The organism is Ruminococcus flavefaciens ND2009, assembly GCF_000621785.1.
GTDB lineage: Bacteria > Bacillota > Clostridia > Oscillospirales > Ruminococcaceae > Ruminococcus > Ruminococcus flavefaciens_C.
Map to the genome: position 1 here is coordinate 30259 of NZ_KK211346.1, position 19720 is coordinate 49978.

Below are 19720 nucleotides of genomic sequence, written 5' to 3' on the forward strand. Positions count from 1 at the left end.
TGTGACCTTGGGCAAAATTGACTAAAAATTGCGATAAATCTGAAAATATCGGTCTAATAGGGACAAAGCGAAAGGGTAACTATATATAATACTTCTAAACCAAAAGATTGACAACCCATATTTTGAAGAATAGGTGGACAAAATAACGGAAGTTTTTGAGAAATTTAGTTTAAAGATAAAATCATGATATTCGTAGCGCAAAAATGCTATTTGAAGTAGAAAAATTACCATAATTATCATTATAATGATATAACGTGTCAAGGGTGACAATTATAATTTAGATAATAAATAAAGAAATGTGTATTATGTATATCTTTTACAAATACACAAAAGAAGGGTAATTAAAAATCTAAAATGGGGGCGTACTTATGAAAAAGCTACTCTCAATGCTGACTGCCGCAGCTCTGGCTATACCTGCAGCAGTTATCACACCGCCTGCATATGTAAATGCGGACAATCCTGCCATCCAGACCATCTACAGCACCGATCCCGCACCTATGGTCTACGGTGATACGGTATACCTGTACACGGGCAGAGACGCGGATAACTCCGACAATTATCATATGCCAGACTGGCACTGCTACTCCTCACAGGATATGCAGAACTGGACTGACCACGGAATGATCCTCTCATGGGACAGCTTCTCATGGGGCAAACAGGACTCAGCCTGGGCAGCTCAGTGTATCGAACGCAACGGTAAATTCTATTACTATGTGACTCTCGAAAACAAATCGGGAGGCGGACGCGGTATAGGTGTTGCTGTTGCGGATTCTCCCACAGGTCCTTTCAAGGACGCTCTGGGCAAGCCGCTCTGTGGTCCCGACTGGGCTTATATCGACCCGACGGTCTTCATTGACGACGACGGTCAGGCTTGGCTCATGTTCGGAAATCCTACCTGCTACTATGTAAAGCTCAAGGAGGATATGGTCACTCTCGACGGCGAGATCAAGCATTTTGACATGAACAAGGATACCTTCGGTCCGTCATCCAAGCAGAGCTCCTATGGTGAGGGTCCCTGGTTCTACAAGAGAGGAGACCTTTACTATCTGGTGTTTGCTGCTTTCTACGGCAGCGACGGAAGTGAGAGCATCGGCTACTCAACTGCTCCTTCGCCTACGGGTCCCTGGACATACCGCGGTCAGGTCATGAAGAAGCATAACTGCTTCACCAACCACCCCGGCGTTATCGATTTCAAGGGACACTCATATCTGTTCTATCACGACGCAAGTCTCCCCGGAGGAGGCACCTTCGACAGAAGCGTCTGCGTTGATGAGTTTACTTACGGCTCTGACGGCTCTATTCCTACAATTTCGCCTTCAAAGACAGGTCCGAAGCAGCTGAAAAGCGTAGATCCCTTCAAGAGAGTTGAAGGCGAGACTATGTGCTTCTCAAAGGGCGTAAAGACTGAGACCTGCACCAACGGCGGTCTCGACCTTGCCAATATCGAGGACGGCGACTACGTTAAGGTCAGCGGCGTCGATTTCGGCAGCGGTGCGGAGAAATTTACTGCGAATATTGCGTCTGCTACAGACGGCGGCAATATAGAGATCTATCTCGACAGCCTTTCAGGGAAAAAGATAGGTACCTGCTCTGTACCCGCAACAGGCGGCTGGCAGGACTGGAAAGAGGTCTCATGCGATGTCAGCGGTGCAAGCGGCGAGCATGACCTGTTCTTCAAGTATACAGGCGGCAGCGGCTATCTGTTCAATGTGGACTGGTGGACCTTCGGCAATGACGAGGAAACTCCACAGACTACAACTTCACCTGCACCTTCGGGTGACAGCGGTGATTACCTCCTGAGCTGCTCCTTTGAGAGCGGCGATGACGGCTGGGAAGGCAGAGCCGGCGCGAGTGTAGCGGTTTCGTCCAAGGCTTCTCTTACGGGCAGCAAATCCCTCTGCTGCTCGGACAGAAGCAGTGAATGGCAGGGCGCAACATACAAGCTGGGCAGCAGCTTCAGACCAGGCGAGAGCTACAGCTTCAGCGCAAATGTCATGTATGATGAGGGCAGCGCAGACAGTCAGCTGTTCCACTTCACCATGCAGTATGACCTGGACGGAACTACAAAGTACGATAAAATTGCAAGTGCTTCTCCCATGAAGGGCAAATGGACTCAGCTTGCGAATACAAGCTTCAAGATACCCTCAGGCGCGGAGAATGTATACATATATGTTGAGACAGACAAGGGCTCAACAAGCTTCTACGTTGACGATGTGAAGATAGCTGCGGCAGGCACCGAGATAGAGGGCGCTGTGGGCGGTCAGTTCATTCTCGGCGACGTAAATTCCGACGGCATTATCAACTCCATGGATATGATCTCTGCGAGAAAGCTTATACTCTCGTCAAACAAGGCTGCCGATCTTGTGAAGCTGGCTGACGTTGACAGAAGCACGGAATTCGAGGTCAATGACCTTGTGCTCCTCCAGCAGTATATCCTTGGCAAGATACAGGAGTTTCCCGACAATACTCCGGAGCCGCCTCCGAGCAATTTCAATTATGAAGAGAACAAGAGATATGTTCCGGCTCCTGACTCTCCCGGGAATAGTTATTTCGACTCATGCTCACAGCAGGGCAAGGTAACGAAGGAGACATATAACGGAATAAGAGGCAACAAGTCACTGTATGTCTATACTCCTTATAATTACGATCCCAGCAAGAAGTACAATATCTTCTACCTCATGCACGGCGGAAGTGAGAACGAGAATACACTGTTCTTCCAGAACGATACTATGATACAGAATATGCTTGACCACATGATAATGAACGGAGAGCTGGAGCCCCTTATCGTGGTAACTCCAACCTTCAACGGCAATGGAAGCTCGGCTCAGAATTTCTATGAGGAGCTCCGCCAGAGCGTTATCCCCTTTGTAGAGAGCAAGTACTCCACTTATGCGGAGGATACCACAGCAGAGGGTATGAAGGCTTCGAGAATGCACAGAGCATACGGCGGCTTCTCCATGGGCGCAGTTTCCACATGGGCTGTGTTCAAGAATGACCTTGACATCGTTGGTTACTTCATGCCTCTCAGCGGCGACCACTGGGGTCCCAACAGCGCTGACGGCAAGGCGCAGGATCTGGCAGATGCTGTTCATAAGTTTGGATTTACCCCGAGGCAGTATTTCATCTTTGCAGCAACAGGTACAAAGGATATGGCACAGCCAAATATCGGCCCTCAGATAGAGGCAATGAAGAAGCTTGATGAGTTCAGGTTCACATCTGATTTCTCAAAGGGCAACTTCTACTACTTCGAGGCTCAGGGCAACGAGCACTGGTGGGGCCATGTAAGACACTATGTATACAACGCACTTCCTTATTTCTTCCATGAATCAGGACAGTAATAGCTGATCACCGACGGCTCACCGCAGTATCCTGCGGTGAGCTATCTTCGGATATATGAAATGGTAGATTAGTTCATAATTATATGATATAATATGTATAAGGAGAAAAATCGCCTTCCGCAGGCTAAGTTTAGCCGGGTGTGAAGAGTGTCCATATTATATCAGAGAGGTGTTTTGACATGAGTGACTATACAGAGAAATATATTTCTTCCCATCTTTTCCTCAAGCGTGAGGAGGGCTTCGAGCACGCGCCCTTTGACCGCGAGATAGCCTGCTATGAGAGTATCTGCTCGGGTAACATCGAGCTGGTAAAGGTCTTTGCGACTCCACTTTGCAGCGAGGGCTACGGTATCCTCAGCAAGGATCCCCTCAGGAACCTGAAATACCACTTTGCTATCTCTGCTGCTCTTATCGCAAGATTCTGCATCAACAGCGGAATGACTCTTGAGGAGGCTTACAACCTCAGTGACATATATATAATGAAATCCGATGAGTGCCGCACGGAAGCAGAAGTCCACGCGGTGCATCAGGAGATGATAGAGGGCTATACCCGCCACATGAGACGTGTGCGCAACAGCGGTATCTACTCAAAGCAGATCGTCCGTGCCCTCGACTATATCAGCGATCATCTCCACGGAAAGATCATGATCGAGGACGCTGCGGCTTACCTTAAAATAAGCCCTGCTTACCTTTCAAGGCTTTTCAAGTCGGAAACAGGTATCGCGTTCAGCAACTACGTCAGCAAGACCAAGGCTGAGGAAGCTGCTAACCTGCTTACCTTCTCGGAGTATACCGACTCTGAGATAAGCAACCTCCTGGGCTTCAGCTCGCAGAGCTACTTCATCAAGATATTCAAGAAATATCTCGGCGTTACGCCCAAGGAGTACAAGAAACGATACAAATTCCCTGACTTCAGTAAGGAAAATCAATGATCTGTGACTATCCCCTGCTTCTGCAGGGGATAACATTTTATGCAGATGTCATAAAATTGCCAATTTTGACAATAAAATAATATATTTATAGGTTTGAAAGTGGTATAATCATTGTAGAAAATAACATGGATCACGGATTTTTAAGATAGGGATTTGTCAAAAACAGAATAATTCAGAAAATGGAGAGTTGACAATGATAATTAATAATGTTGGCTTCGATCACTGCCACGACGCAGACTTCTTTATTGACAGACCCGACGGGAGCGGAGACTACCTTCTCCTGCTTGTAAGGACTCCCGCGATTTTTGAAATAGATGGCAGGGAGGTCACTACCTCGCCCGGCACCGTCTTCATCTACCCCAAGGGCAGACCTCAGCGCTATCGCTGCGTTCCCCTCAGTGTGTTCGAGAATGACTGGGTACACTTTGATTTCGATGACAGGGGAGAGGAAGAGGAATTCCTCAGGATGGGCATCCCTCTGGAGGCTCCTATGGAAATGCCTCTTGAGTTCCTCAGCTACTGCGTAAAATCCATCGCCTATGAGAAGTATTCCGATAATCCCTGTAAGGCAGAGTCGGCTGAGCTTTTCATGAAGCTGATGTTCATTAAAATAAGAGAGAGCTCCATCAACAGCGTCTCAGGCAGAAGGAGCACTCAGTTCGAGCTTATATCAACGGTGCGAAACAAGATCTACAGCCGCCCCTACGAGCAGCGCAATGTGGACAGCACCGCCCATGAGGTGCGCATGAGCCGTTCGGCTTTCCAGCACGCCTACAAGAAACACTTCGGTATGACCTTTATCGAGGATCTGGTAAGGAGCAGGGTCAGCTACGCAAAAATGCTGCTCTCTACTACCAATATGAACATAAATGACATCTCCGCAAGCAGCGGTTACCACAGCTATGTTCACTTCGCCAGACAGTTCAAGGAGCAGACGGGATTTACTCCCTCTGAATACCGCAAGAAAGCACAAAATGCAACATGACCCGTTACACCTCTCCGGTGACCGAGGCCGTGCTGCTTTAATGTAAATAAAACAGTGACTTATGTCACAGAATGAGAGGGCTGATATATTATGAAATTCAATGGCGTTAAAATGGCTGCCCTGAGTCTGGCAGCAACCATCGCTTGTGCTTCATCGTCTGTTTTTGCCGGCACTACAGCTGTAGCAGCAGGTACAACTTACAGTCTTAACGGTGCAGGACAGCACAAGGGCACAGGTCCCGACGGCTACAGCTATGAGATCTGGGCAGCAGATACAAACCAGCCGTCATCAATGACTCTTGGTGACAACGGTACATTCTCTACACAGTGGAACTGTGCAGGACCTAACGGCAACTTCCTTGCACGCCGCGGTATCGACATGGGAAGCACAAAGAACTTCCAGGATTACGGCGGGATCACTTGTGAATTCGATGTAAGCTGGTCCGCAAGCAGCCAGGGCAACTCACGTCTCTGTATCTACGGCTGGACACAGAATCCTCTGGTCGAGTACTACATCGTTGAGGACTGGAAAAACTGGTGTCCTCCTAACGGACAGCCCGGAGCAGGTAGTCCTTTAGGCACAGTTAGTCTTGACGGCGCAAATTACTACATCTACAAGGAGAACCGCAACTCCTATACAATTGAAGGTAACAAGCCCTTCGTACAGTATTTCAGCGTTCGCAGCAGCGGCAGAACATCAGGTACCATCAGCGTTTCAAAGCACTTTGAGGCGTGGGAGTCCAAGGGACTCCAGATGGGTAAGATGTACGAGGTAGCTTTCAACGTTGAAGGCTGGGAGAGCAACGGTCAGGCAAGTGTAAATAAGAATACTATCACTCTGGGCAAGGAGCCCGAGCCCGAGAAGCCCATAGAGCCCGATGCAAACGGCTACTATCTCACTGAGGCTTTCGAGTCGGGTGCAGGTGACTGGACAGGACGCGGAAGTGCTAAGGTAACATCAAGCTCAGGCTACAACAGCTCAAAGGGTCTGCTGGTTTCAGGACGTGCAGACAACTGGAACGGCGCTTCAATGAACCTCAGCAGCAATCCCTTCAAGGCAGGCGAGACATTCGCTTTCGGTACTGCTGTAATGCAGGATTCCGAGGACTCTGTTGAGTTCAAGCTCACACTTCAGTATAAGGACAGCTCAGGTACTGAGAAGTATGATGAGGTTAAGACTGCTACCGCTCCAAAGGGTCAGTGGGTAGACCTTTCAAATTCTGCTTACACTATTCCCGAGGGTGCTACAAGCATGGTCCTCTATGTTGAAGCTCCCGAGAGCCTTACAGACTTCTATATCGACGGCGCTTATGCAGGTGTAAAGGGCACAAAGCCTCTCCTCAGCATTGAGGCAGCACAGCCTGTAACTACAACTCCCGTCGTTACAACTCCTATAGTTACTGATCCCCCTGTTGCATCTTCAAATGTAACACTCTGGGGCGATGCTAACCTGGATAATAACGTGGAGCTCAGCGATGCTATCCTGCTCATGCAGCACCTCGCTAACCCCGACAAGTACAGCTATAACGGTTCTTATGACAAGCACCTGACAAAGCAGGGCGCACTCAACGGCGATGTTTACGAGAACGGTTCCGGTATCACAAGCAATGATCCGCTTTCTATCCAGAAGAAGCTCCTCAACCTGATACCTGCACTTCCCGAGTCATATGCACAGGGACAGACACCTGTTGTTACTGATCCCCCTGCACCTATAATGACTACAACGACATCAACAAGCACTACCACAACAACTACAACAACAACCACAACTACCACAGCGCCTGTTGTGACAACTACACCCGCTCCTGCTGTATACGGCGGTATGCAGGATAAGGGCACTCCCATGAACAAGAATGCCACTATGGTATCTGACTTCCGTACAGGCAATGCAGGTGACTTCTTTGCTTCCGACGGATGGACAAACGGCAAGCCCTTCGACTGCTGGTGGTATAAGCGCAACGCTGTTATCGGCGGCGGCGCACTTGAGCTCAGCGTTGACCAGAAGTGGTCAAACGACAGCAACCCTGACTGGAATCCCCAGTACTCAGGCGGCGAGTTCCGTACAAACAACTTCTATCACTACGGTTACTATGAGACCTCTATGCAGGCTATAAAGAATGACGGTGTTGTTTCTTCGTTCTTCACCTACACAGGTCCTTCAGACAACAATCCCTGGGATGAGATCGATATCGAGATCCTGGGCAAGGATACAACAAAGGTTCAGCTCAACTACTACACTGACGGTAAGGGCAAGCACGAGTATATGTATGATCTCGGATTTGACTCATCTGAGGCATTCCACACCTACGGCTTTGACTGGCAGCCCGATCATATCACATGGTATGTTGACGGCAAGGCTGTTTACACTGCTTACCAGAATATCCCCAAGACTCCCGGTAAGATCATGATGAACGCATGGCCCGGAAGAACTGTTGATGACTGGCTCAAGGCATTCAACGGCAGAACACCTCTCAAGGCACACTATCAGTGGGTAACATATAACAAGCAATAATTGCGGTGGTATATAGTTTTTCTTCCATTAAAAAGCAAAAGGCAGTACGAAAGTACTGCCTTTGCTTTTGAGCAGGAAAATATGCAGAATGGTGGATCGGATACACCAGAAATTGCGATAAAAAGATCCCGAAGGCAGCTTCAACAGCTGTTTTCGGGATCCGTTTTTATGTAGTATCAGAGATCTTGTACAAGGTCTTGAACTCGGTTGGGGTGCAGTTTTTGGCTTTTTTGAAGGCTCGGTTGAAGGTGGTGAGACTTGCAAATCCTGCCCTCATGGCGACCTCCGTAACGGAGAGGTTCGGGTCGATGAGAAGCCGTTCCGCAGCCTTTATCCTCTTACTATTTATATATTGTATATAGGACACATTGTTGTATTTCTTGAAAATACGCGAAAAATGGTACTTGCTGTAGCCTGCGATGGAGGCAATCTTTTCAAGAGGTATCTCGTACATATAGTTCTGGTTGATATACTTCATTACCATGCTGAACTTCCGGGTGTCGTCCCTGCCGGAAAGATCTCCCGTAAAGGCGTCAGCTGCCTGAGTGAGCTGATACTCTCTTACGGCAGTGAGCATTTTTATGAGACACAGGTAAATGCGTACGTCTGCCAGAGCAGATTTTGAATAGTATTCGGAATATATATCAAGTATGCTCTTTCGGGAAAGTATGTAAAGCTCCTTGCTGACTGCGGGAGTTATATGGAAAGCCTCGGAAAATACGGGAACTAAGGCTTCAAGTGCTGGAACATCGCTGATTATGCTGTTGTCACACTGGAAGATTATGCGCCTTCCTTCCTGGGCGGGCATGGAATGAAGCTCTCCCGGGGGAATGATGATTATTTCCTTTTCGTTCAGGTGGTAGTCAATACCGCCAGATGTTACCGTAAAACCGTTGTGCAGAGGTATAATGACTTCCACGGCGTTATGCCAGTGAGTAGGGTACTCTTCGACCTGGTCGTTGTCGTAAAGCATGACAAATCTTTGGTTTTCGTATTCAACGGTCTCGTAATCGCCCGATAGATTTTTAATCATGATTAGCCTCCTTAACCAAAAATTGTTGTGAAATTTATGTCAATATTCATAATTCACCGTAATATCTGGATATATTATACACTATTATCATAGTATTTGTAAAGTGGGTTTGAAGAATTTGTGCAATGTTAGCAATTCTTGAATAAACAGCCGCAATATTTGATTAGTATAAATTGCCGAAGTAGTATATAATAGCATTAGAGCTTACGAAAGGTGATGTGTGATGTCTGTTAAGTGCTATGAGACCGACTACAAGAATTACGGAAAATGTCTTTGCCTCGATAATGGTGTTATCAAGCTCATCGCTACTATAGATGTGGGACCGAGAATAGTTTTCTTCGGGTTCACCGATGGTGATAATGTTCTTTTTGAAGACATCGACAGAAACTTCTATGAGATAAACAACGGCTACGGAGTCTGGTACGCCTACGGCGGCCACAGGATATGGAGTGCTCCAGAGGTGATGCCGGAAACTTATCTTCCCGATAATTCAAAGGTCGAGGCGCACTTTGACGGCGGAGTGCTTACCCTCACACCTGCAATGACAAAATTTGAAAAGCAGTTTGAACTGGTCATCTCTATGGACGATAAAACATCGGTCACTATTGAGAACAGGATCACCAACTGCTCCGAAAAGCCCTCGGAATTCGCTCCCTGGTCCGTTACGGGACTTGCAGCGGGCGGCACCGAGATCATTCCTCTTTGCAGAGATGACAAGGGCTTCCTTCCCAACAGAACGATGGCATTGTGGAGCTACTCCGCAATAAATGATCATCGTTTTGTGCTGACTGACAAATATGCTCTCCTGAGACAGGATCCCAAGGAGAAGAAAGCTTTCAAGGTCGGCTTCAATGTAACGGGGGGACAGGTGCTCTACATAAAAGGCAGAAATATTTTCAGAATGAGTTTTGACGGATATGAAAATGTGAATTATCCGGATTTCTGCTGTAATTATGAAACTTACACCAATGACCTCTTCCTTGAATGTGAGCTGCTGGGCGAGCTGAAAAGCTATCAGCCCAATGAGACAGCCTCTATAAAGGAAAAATGGGAACTCTCCACCACGGAATGGTCTCCCGAAAAGGTCATAGATGAGTTTATAAGCAAAATATAAATAGAAAGGAAAATGCTGATGGAGAAGTACATGGACGAAGCATTATCCGCAATTGAGAGAGCTGAGGACCTTACGGACAGGCTTTCTGTTCAGGAAATGGCTGAGCAGCTCAAATATGACGCTCCTGCGGTGGAGCGCCTGGGGATATCCGCTTACAATTGGTGGAGCGAGGGATTGCACGGTGTTGCAAGAGCAGGAACAGCTACCATGTTCCCGCAGGCAATAGGAATGGCTGCTATGTTCGATGAGGAGGCTGTCCGCAGGGCAGGCGAAGTCACATCGACAGAAGCAAGGGCCAAGTACAATGAATATTCCGCTCACGATGATCGTGACATTTATAAAGGTCTTACACTCTGGTCACCGAATATAAATATATTCCGCGATCCGAGATGGGGCAGAGGTCAGGAGACCTACGGCGAAGACCCGTACCTGACAACTCGTCTGGGTGTTGCTTACACCAAGGGACTTCAGGGCGAAGGCAAGGTCCTGAGAGTCGCAGCCTGTGCAAAGCATTTCGCTGTACACAGCGGTCCCGAGGCTACCAGACATGAGTTTGACGCCAAGGCAAACATGAAGGATATGACAGAGACCTATATCGCAGCCTTTGAGGCTCTCGTAAAGGAAGCCAAGGTCGAAAGCGTTATGGGCGCATACAACAGAGTAAACGGCGAACCCGCCTGTGCAAATACCTTCCTCATGGATAAGCTTGAGGAATGGGGGTTCGACGGCCATTTCGTTTCTGATTGCTGGGCAATAAGAGATTTCCACACCAATCACGGTGTTACCAAGACCGCTCCCGAGTCAGCAGCACTCGCTCTCAAGAAGGGCTGCGACCTGAACTGCGGTAATACATATCTCCATCTGCTTGCTGCTTACGGAGAGAAGCTCATTACCGATGAGGACCTCAGAAAGTCCTGCGTCAAGCTGATGAGAACAAGAATAAGACTTGGTATGTTCGACAAGTCCACCGAATACGACGGACTTGATTACGATGTTGTTTCCTGTGATGAGCACAAGAAGTTCGCTCTTGAATGTTCTGAGCGTTCTATGGTGCTTCTCAAGAACAACGGTATCCTGCCACTGGACGGCAGTAAATACAAGACCATCGGAGTTATCGGTCCCAACGCCGACAGCGTTCCCGCTCTGGAGGGCAACTATAACGGCAAGGCTGATGAGTATGTGACCTTCCTGAATGGTATCAGGGAAGCGTTTGACGGCAGAGTGATCTACTCCGAGGGATGTCACCTGTATAAGGACAGATGCATGGGTCTTGCTCTTCCCGACGACAGACTGGCTGAGGCTGAGATAATCACAGAGCATTCTGATATAGTTGTTCTGTGCGTAGGTCTTGACGCTACTATCGAGGGCGAAGAGGGAGACACCGGCAACGAGTTCTCCTCAGGCGACAAAAATGATCTCAGACTTCCTGAGTCACAGAGAAAGCTTGTTAAGACGGTAATGGCTAAAGGAAAGCCCGTTATCATAGTTACTGCCGCAGGCAGTGCAATAAATGTAGAAGCAGACTGCGATGCACTCATACACGCGTGGTATCCAGGTCAGTTCGGCGGAAGAGCTCTTGCGAATATACTTTTCGGTAAGATCTCTCCCTCGGGAAAGCTTCCCGTTACATTCTATGAGGACGCTTCAAAGCTGCCCGATTTCTCGGACTACAGCATGAAGAACCGTACTTACAGATACGCCGAGGGCAATATTCTTTATCCCTTCGGCTTCGGACTTACTTACTCCGAGACAGAGTGTTCGGAGCTCAGCTTCGCAGACGGCAAGGCATCGGTGAAGATCACCAACACAGGCAGCCGTGCAGTTGAGGACGTAGTCCAGTTCTATATCAAAGGTAATTCGGAGAACGCAGTTCCCAACCATAGCCTCTGCGGCTTCAAGAGAGTCGCACTTGACGCGGGCGAGAGTCAGGTCGTACAGATCACCCTTCCCGAAAGAGCCTTTATGGCTGTCAATGAAAAGGGCGAATGGGTAAAGGAAGGCAAGGAGTTCACCCTCTATGCAGGCACCTCTCAGCCCGACTCACTCAGCAAAAAGCTGACAGGAAAAGAATGCACATCTCTGAAAATAAATGCTTAAATGGAGGATATAATGGAATTTTTCAGCAATATCGGTAAAATTCAGTATAAGGGTAAGGATAGTACTGATCCTCTCTCTTTCAAGTACTACAACCCTGATGAGGTCATCAACGGAAAGAAAATGCGCGAGCACCTGAAGTTCGCTCTTTCATGGTGGCACACAATGGGCGGCGACGGAACAGATATGTTCGGCTGCGGCACAACAGACAAGACATGGGGTCAGTCAGATCCCGCTGCAAGAGCTAAGGCTAAGGTAGATGCAGCTAAGGAGATCATGGATAAGCTTTCCATCGATTACTACTGCTTCCACGACCGTGACCTTTCTCCCGAGTACGGCAGCCTCAAGGCTACCAATGACCAGCTCGACATCGTTACAGACTATATGAAGTCTGCAATGGGCGACAAGAAGTGCCTCTGGGGTACAGCTAAGTGCTTCGATCATCCCAGATTCATGCACGGTGCAGGTACTTCTCCTTCCGCTGACGTTTTCGCTTTCTCAGCTGCTCAGATCAAGAAGGCTATTGAGTCTACAGTAAAGCTTGGCGGTAACGGCTATGTATTCTGGGGCGGACGTGAGGGTTATGAGACTCTCCTCAACACAGACATGGGCCTTGAGCTCGACAACATGGCTCGTCTCATGAAGATGGCTGTTGAGTACGGACGTTCTATCGGCTTCACAGGCGATTTCTACATTGAGCCCAAGCCCAAGGAGCCCACAAAGCATCAGTATGATTTCGATACCGCTACAGTTCTTGGATTCCTTAGAAAGTACGGTCTCGACAAGGATTTCAAGATGAACATCGAAGCTAACCACGCTACACTTGCTCAGCACACATTCCAGCATGAGCTCCGTGTTGCAAGAGACAACGGTGTGTTCGGTTCTATCGACGCTAACCAGGGCGATGTTCTTCTCGGATGGGATACAGACCAGTTCCCCACAAACATCTACGACACAACAATGTGTATGTACGAGGTTATCAAGGCAGGCGGCTTCACAAACGGCGGTCTCAACTTCGACGCTAAGGCTCGCAGAGGAAGCTTCACTCCCGAGGATATCTTCTACAGCTACATTGCAGGTATGGATGCATTTGCTCTCGGCTTCAGAGCTGCTCTCAAGCTCATCGAGGACGGACGTATCGACAAGTTCGTAGAGGACAGATACGCTTCATGGAAGACAGGCATCGGTGCTGACATAATCGCTGGCAAGGCAGATTTCGCATCTCTCGAAAAGTATGCTCTTGAAAAGGGCGAGGTTACAGCTTCACTCTCAAGCGGCAGACAGGAAATGTTGGAGTCTATCGTAAATAATGTTCTTTTCAGTCTGTAAAGACTGATTGAAATAATATCAATTTTTATAATTGGAGGTCAAGAAAAATGAAAAAAGCATTATCGGTCATCTCAGCAATCGCTCTTCTGGCATCTTCTGTAGCTGCTACAGGCTGCAGCAAGAAGGAGGAGGCAACCACAAAGGACGGCAAGACCATTATCAACCTGTGGACTTTCACAGACGAAGTTCCCGGAATGGTTAAGAAGTTCATGGCAACACACCCTGACTTCGCTGCAAAGTACGAAGTAAAGGAAACAATCATTCCTACAACTGACGGTAACTACCAGCCTGCTCTTAACAAGGCTCTTCAGGCCGGCGGTAAGGACGCTCCTGACTTCTTCTGCGCAGAGGCTGCTTTCGTTCTGAAGTATACACAGGGCGATATGTCAAGCTATGCTGCTCCTTACAAGGATCTCGGAATCGACGTTGACAAGGAGATCAAGGACGCTGACATTGCTCAGTACTCAGTAGATATCGGTACTAACCCCAACGGTGATGTAGTTGGTCTCGGATACCAGGCTACAGGCGGTGCTTTCATCTACAGACGTTCAGTAGCTAAGGCTGCTTTCGGCAGCGACGATCCTGCTACAGTTTCCGCTAAGATCGGCGGCGGCTCAGGCAGCTGGGATAAGTTCTTCGAGGCAGCTGAAGAGCTCAAGAAGAAGGGCTACGGAATCGTATCAGGCGACGGTGATATCTGGCACGCTGTTGAGAACAGCTCAGACAAGGGCTGGCTCGATGGAGATTCACTCTACATCGATCCTAAGCGTGAGGAATTCCTCGACCTGTCCAAGAAGCTCAAGGACAACAACTACCACAACGACACAGAGGACTGGAGCGATGCCTGGTTCGCTGATATGAAGGGCGAGGGCGATAAGGAAGTTCTCGGATTCTTCGGTCCTGCTTGGCTCATCAACTACACAATCGCTAAGAACTGCGGTTCTTGGGTTGACACAGGTGAGAAGGATGCAGACGGCAACGCTATCCAGGAGCTCGATACTTCTATCGGTACATGGGGCGACTGGGCTGTTTGTGAGCCTCCTATCGGATTCTTCTGGGGCGGTACATGGCTTATCGCTAACAAGGATTCAACAAAGAAGGAGGCTGTTGGACAGATCATCGACTGGATCACACTCGACTGCACTAAGGACGGTCTCCAGTATATGTGGGCTAACGGTACTCTCAACGGCGAAGGCGGTACTAAGGACTCAGTAGCTTCAGGCACAGTTATGGCTATGTCTGACGGTTCACTGGACTTCCTCGGCGGCCAGAATATGTTCGACGTATTCGTTCCCGCTAACCAGTACGCAAACGGTAAGAACCTCACTCAGCACGATGAGAAGATCAACCAGAAGTGGCGTGGTCAGGTTCGTCAGTACACTGCTGGCAACAAGTCCAGAGAAGATGCTATCAAGGACTTCAAGCAGGAAGTTGCAGACGAGCTCGATATTCACTAAGTAACTTGAGCGCTGTACCGCAGGCTTCTGCGGTACAGCCCTCTAAATAAAAAGGAGGCTTTAGGCTTTGAAAACGAAGCTCAAGGGTATTAGTTATTCAAAATACGGATATCTCTTTAGTATTCCTTTTGTTGTTGCATTTTTGATATTTACGCTGTATCCTACGATTTATACAGCAACCCTCGGTTTTACCGATTGTAGAGGTGTACTTAACGACAATTATCATTTCCTTGAACATCCCTTTGAAAACTTCAAGGAGATCTTAAAGAATGACTCATTCCGATTATCTCTGAAGAATACTATAGTTATCTGGATAGCGAACTTTATTCCCCAGATATCAATTGCTCTTCTTCTGACTGCTTGGTTTACCTCGCATTCCAACGAGATCAGAGGAAAAGGTTTCTTCAAAGTCGTTTTCTATATGCCTAACATCATTACGGCTGCAACAGTTGCGATCCTCTTCCATTCACTGTTCAACTATCCTGTAGGCCCTGTAAACGATATCCTCGTAAGAACAGGACTCAGGGATTCATCTTATTATTTCTTTACCAGTAAGACTGCCGCGCGTCTCATAGTTGCGTTCATTCAGTTCTGGACATGGTACGGAAATACTATGATAGTGCTCATTTCGGGTGTACTCGGAATCAGCCCTGATATCTATGAAGCGGCAGAGATCGACGGAGCGAACGGTGTTCAGACCTTCTTCCGTATTACGATACCTAATCTTAAGACAGTTTTACTGTATACACTTATTACCAGCCTTGTCGGCGGACTGAATATGTTCGATATTCCTTTCCTCTTCCTTTCAGGAGGACCCGACAGAGCTACGCTTACCACAAGCGTATTCATTTACAATCTTGCCTTCTCGGGCAACTACATTTACAACAGAGCGGCTGCAGCAAGTATGATAATGTGGCTGTTAATAGCGTTCTTCTCGGCTATCCTGTTCTATATCATGCGTGATAAGGATCAGATCAAGATCGATAAGGAGATCAAGAAAGCAAAGAAGGAAGCTAAAAGAGCAGCGAAGGGAGGAGTCAATCAATGGCAGTGGTAAACAAAAAAGCATCAAGCTATGCATTCAAGATATTTGCTTATGCTTTTTGTATACTCCTTACCGTTCTCAGTCTTTTCCCGTTCGTTATCATGATCGTTAACGCTACAAGAAATACCGCTGAGATCCAGAGCCACGCTGTATCCTTCATTCCCGGACATAATTTCAGAACAAACTGGAATATCCTTATGGGACGCGGATTCAATCCTCTGGACGGCTTTAAGAACTCTCTGATCGTATCAGTAGGTTCCACAGCCTGCAATATTTATTTCTCAACAATGACCGCATTCGCACTCGTTGCGTATGACTGGAAACTGAGAAAACCGTTCTTCACAGTTATCATGGCAGTTCTTATGATACCTGCTCAGGTAACCAGTATCGGTTTCTATTCACTCATGTACAAGATCGGATGGGTAAACAGTTTCCTTCCCCTTATTCTTCCTTCGATCGCAGCACCTACTACTGTTTTCTTCATGAGACAGTATATGATACCCTCGCTTCCTATGGAGATACTCCAGTCAGCGAGAATCGACGGTGCAGGCGAATTCAGGATCTTCAACCAGATAGTGCTTCCCATGATGAAGCCTGCTATGGCTACACAGGCAATTTTCTCCTTCGTAACCAGCTGGAACCAGCTGTTTATGCCTCAGATACTTATCACAAGACCTGAGCTCAGAACAATGCCTATGATGGTAAGCCTCCTCAACGGTGACGCGTACAGGACCGAGTACGGTTCCGTTTATCTGGGACTGCTTTTGACAGTCGTACCTATCCTTATTGCATACTTCCTGTTGTCTAAGTACATCATCGAAGGTGTTGCACTGGGCGGCGTCAAGGGTTGATGTTTTCTTAATGTTATCACATTTTTCTTTCTTAAATCTTTGGGGACTGTACCTTCGGGTACAGTCCTCTTTGAGTTATATGGTAAAAATAGCAGGCTCGGCTTTTTTCACTGAGCCTGCTATAATATTTCCCCAGACCTTGCAATTAAAGAAAAAACGTGGTATAATAAAATTACTATTACAACGACACGGAGGATATTTCTTATGTTATCTGATATTGAAATCGCTCAGGCTGCCGAAATGAAGCGCATCAATGAGATCGCTGCAACGCTCGGCATTGATGAGGAGGACATCGAGCCATACGGTCACTATAAGGCTAAGCTTTCCGAGAACCTTTTCAATAAGCTGGAAGACAAGGAGAACGGCAAGCTCATTCTGGTCACTGCTATCAATCCTACTCCCGCAGGCGAGGGTAAGACCACTATCAGCGTCGGTCTTGCTGATGCTATGCGCAGGATAGGCAAGAACACCGTTCTTGCTCTCCGCGAGCCTTCTCTCGGTCCTGTTTTCGGAATGAAGGGCGGCGCTGCCGGCGGCGGATACGCTCAGGTAGTCCCCATGGAGGACATCAACCTTCACTTTACAGGCGATATGCACGCCATAACTGCTGCAAACAATCTTCTCTGCGCGATGATCGACAATCATCTCCAGCAGGGTAATCAGCTCCAGATAGATCAGCGCAGGATAATGTTCAAGCGCTGCATGGATATGAACGACCGTGCCCTCAGAAATATCCTTATCGGTCTCGGCGGAAGAGCCAACGGAATCCCCCGTGAGGACGGCTTCAATATCACAGTCGCTTCCGAGGTGATGGCTATTCTCTGTCTTGCTTCCGATATTGCCGACCTGAAGGAGAGACTGGGCAATATCCTCGTTGCCTATAACCTCAGCGGCGAGCCTGTCTACGCTAAGGACCTGGGCTGCACAGGCGCTATGACTGCACTCCTCAAGGACGCTCTCAAGCCCAATCTGGTGCAGACTCTGGAAAATACTCCTGCCTTTATCCACGGCGGTCCCTTTGCTAATATCGCTCACGGCTGCAACTCACTGAGAGCTACAAAGCTTGCTCTCAAGCTGGGCGACTATACTGTTACCGAGGCAGGCTTCGGCTCTGACCTGGGTGCAGAAAAGTTTATGGACATCAAGTGCCGTATCGGCGGACTTGCTCCCTCATGCGTTGTCCTTGTTGCAACTATCAAAGCTCTCAAGTACAACGGCGGAGTTCAGAAGCAGGATCTTGGAAAGGAAAATATGTGGGCTCTGGAAAAGGGTATCGAGAACCTGAGAACTCACATTGAGAATATGCACAAGTTCCACGTTCCCGTAGTTGTGGCTATCAACAGATTTGCTGCAGATACCGAGAATGAGATTAAGTTCGTACAGGACTTCTGCGCTGATATGGGCGTTGAGGTATCTATGTGCGAGGTCTTCGCTAAGGGCGGCGAAGGCGGCAAGGATCTTGCTCAGAAGGTCTGCGAGACTATCGACCTTGTAAGCGGAAATGAATTCAAGCCCGTTTACGATACAGAGGCTACCATCAAGGATAAGGTGGAAAAGATCGCTAAGGAGATCTACCGCGCTGATGGCGTTATCTTTACTCCTCAGGCTGAGAAGGCTATCAAGGAGATCGAGAGCATCGGCTTCTGGGATCTGCCTATCTGCGTTGCAAAGACTCAGTACTCGCTTTCCGATAATCCCAATCTTCTCGGAAAGCCCAAAAACTTCAAGATCACTGTCCGTGACGCAAGACTGTCTTCAGGCGCAGGCTTCGTTGTTATATACACAGGCGATATTCTGACTATGCCGGGACTGCCCAAGGCTCCTGCCGCTCTCAATATCGACTGCGACAATAACGGCAATATCACAGGACTTTTCTGATCGGACGGAGTATTTATGAAGATCATCACTCATTCTCCTCAGGAGACCATAGCCGCTGCGGAAAAGCTTGGCGCTATGCTCAGGGCGGGAGATATGATAGCTTATAAAGGCGGACTTGGTGCGGGAAAAACCACCTTCACCAGAGGTCTTGCCCTTGGTATGGGGCTGGGAGACAGCGTTACTTCTCCCACCTTTGCACTTGTAAATGAATACCGCGGTGAGAATATGACTCTCTACCACTTCGATATGTACCGCATAAACTCCGAGGAGGATCTGGAGTCTACGGGCTTTTATGATTACCCATTCGAGGAAAACGTTGCGGCAGTGGAGTGGTCTGAGAATATCGCGGAATTTCTCCCAAAGGACACAATTTATATCACTATAAACAGCATAAGTGAGAATGACAGGGAAATAATTATCGAGGACGGTGGAAGATTTGCTGCTGCTTGGGATTGATACATCGGGAAAGACAGCTTCCGCAGCGCTTTTTGACTCAGAGACTGAGCTCTTTCTGGCTCAGAGCTCGGTTTATACCCAGAAGACCCATTCACAGGTCATTATGCCTATGGTAAAGGACATAATGGCTCAGGCAGGGAAGGAGCTCTCTGACCTGGGCGGCATTGCAGTTGCAAACGGTCCGGGCTCATACACGGGTCTGAGGATCGGTGTAGCCGCTGTTAAGGCGCTCAGCTTCGGGCTCGGTGTGAAATGCTGCGGCGTTTCAACACTTCTGGGACTTGCCTGCAATAATCTCGCCTATAAGGGGCATATCTGCTCTATCATGAAGGCGAGGGGAGAGCTGGTCTACACCTGTACATACAAGAGCGACGGCTTCTGCGTTGAGCAGGTCACTGAGGAGCAGATGATCTCCCGTGACGAGCTTGCGGAGTATCTGGCGCTGAATGTGGGAGAGGCTTTGCTCTGCGGAGACGGTGCTGCCGACTTCTACAATACCTACAGTTCACCCGCCTTCGTTATCGCTCCTCCACAGGGAAGGCTCCAGAGCGCTGTGGGCGTCTGCCTCGCAGGCGTTTCAAGAAAGCTCATCGACCCTGACAGCCTTGAGGTCTCTTACCTCCAGAAGGTAAAGGCTGAGAAGGATCTGGAGGAGAAAAACAAGAATTTAGCGTAATTTTAAGATCGGAGATGTTGA

General features: G+C 48.2%; 14 protein-coding genes. 13 read left to right on the forward strand and 1 reads right to left on the reverse strand.

Annotation, left to right across the window (positions count from 1 at the left end; all coding sequences use genetic code 11):
- Positions 1-368 precede the first annotated feature (368 nt).
- The 4 genes from T488_RS0106890 (at position 369) to bglS (ending at position 7766) form a co-directional block, all read left to right on the forward strand.
- Positions 369-3338 (forward strand): family 43 glycosylhydrolase, encoded by a 2970-nt coding sequence (locus T488_RS0106890; RefSeq protein WP_028520133.1) that lies wholly within the window; start codon positions 369-371, stop codon positions 3336-3338.
- 179 nt (positions 3339-3517) lie between these two features.
- Positions 3518-4270 (forward strand): helix-turn-helix domain-containing protein, encoded by a 753-nt coding sequence (locus T488_RS0106895; protein WP_028520134.1) that lies wholly within the window; start codon positions 3518-3520, stop codon positions 4268-4270.
- 193 nt (positions 4271-4463) lie between these two features.
- Entirely contained in the window at positions 4464-5255 is a 792-nt protein-coding gene (locus T488_RS0106900) for an AraC family transcriptional regulator (protein WP_028520135.1), read from the forward strand.
- A 90-nt stretch (positions 5256-5345) separates the two neighbouring features.
- Positions 5346-7766 (forward strand): beta-glucanase, encoded by a 2421-nt coding sequence (bglS, locus tag T488_RS19280; RefSeq protein ID WP_082320464.1) that lies wholly within the window; start codon positions 5346-5348, stop codon positions 7764-7766.
- Between the two features lie 166 nt (positions 7767-7932).
- On the opposite strand, the gene T488_RS0106915 is transcribed toward bglS, so the two are convergent.
- Positions 7933-8799, reverse strand: coding sequence for a helix-turn-helix transcriptional regulator (locus T488_RS0106915; protein WP_028520136.1), 867 nt, complete (start codon positions 8797-8799; stop codon positions 7933-7935).
- Positions 8800-9022: 223 nt separating this feature from the next.
- Here T488_RS0106915 and T488_RS0106920 point away from each other — a divergent pair, with 223 nt between their 5' ends.
- The 9 genes from T488_RS0106920 to tsaB all read left to right on the forward strand — a co-directional run bounded on the left by T488_RS0106920 (position 9023) and on the right by tsaB (position 19699).
- A complete protein-coding gene (locus tag T488_RS0106920) occupies positions 9023-9913 on the forward strand; it encodes a hypothetical protein (protein ID WP_028520137.1) in 891 nt (296 codons plus the stop codon).
- 18 nt (positions 9914-9931) lie between these two features.
- On the forward strand, positions 9932-12010 hold the full coding sequence (locus T488_RS0106925; RefSeq protein ID WP_028520138.1) for a glycoside hydrolase family 3 C-terminal domain-containing protein: 2079 nt from the start codon (positions 9932-9934) through the stop codon (positions 12008-12010).
- Between the two features lie 12 nt (positions 12011-12022).
- On the forward strand, positions 12023-13336 hold the full coding sequence (gene xylA / locus T488_RS0106930) for a xylose isomerase (protein WP_196243282.1): 1314 nt from the start codon (positions 12023-12025) through the stop codon (positions 13334-13336).
- 47 nt (positions 13337-13383) lie between these two features.
- Positions 13384-14793, forward strand: coding sequence for an ABC transporter substrate-binding protein (locus T488_RS0106935; RefSeq protein ID WP_028520140.1), 1410 nt, complete (start codon positions 13384-13386; stop codon positions 14791-14793).
- A 142-nt stretch (positions 14794-14935) separates the two neighbouring features.
- Positions 14936-15850, forward strand: coding sequence for a carbohydrate ABC transporter permease (locus T488_RS0106940; protein ID WP_242838326.1), 915 nt, complete (start codon positions 14936-14938; stop codon positions 15848-15850).
- Positions 15838-16689 carry a carbohydrate ABC transporter permease gene (locus tag T488_RS0106945; RefSeq protein ID WP_028520142.1) on the forward strand — a complete coding sequence of 284 codons (852 nt, stop codon included), beginning with the start codon at positions 15838-15840 and terminating at the stop codon, positions 16687-16689. The genes T488_RS0106940 and T488_RS0106945 overlap by 13 nt, the downstream gene beginning before the upstream one ends.
- A gap of 204 nt (positions 16690-16893) precedes the next feature.
- The gene (locus T488_RS0106950) at positions 16894-18567 is read left to right on the forward strand and encodes a formate--tetrahydrofolate ligase (protein ID WP_028520143.1); all 1674 of its coding nucleotides are present in this window, start codon (positions 16894-16896) and stop codon (positions 18565-18567) included.
- 15 nt (positions 18568-18582) lie between these two features.
- On the forward strand, positions 18583-19023 hold the full coding sequence (gene tsaE / locus T488_RS0106955) for a tRNA (adenosine(37)-N6)-threonylcarbamoyltransferase complex ATPase subunit type 1 TsaE (protein ID WP_028520144.1): 441 nt from the start codon (positions 18583-18585) through the stop codon (positions 19021-19023).
- Complete coding sequence (gene tsaB, locus T488_RS0106960; protein ID WP_028520145.1) at positions 19004-19699, forward strand: tRNA (adenosine(37)-N6)-threonylcarbamoyltransferase complex dimerization subunit type 1 TsaB; 696 nt, start codon at positions 19004-19006, stop codon at positions 19697-19699. Before tsaE ends, tsaB begins: the two co-directional genes overlap by 20 nt.
- Positions 19700-19720: the final 21 nt, after the last annotated feature.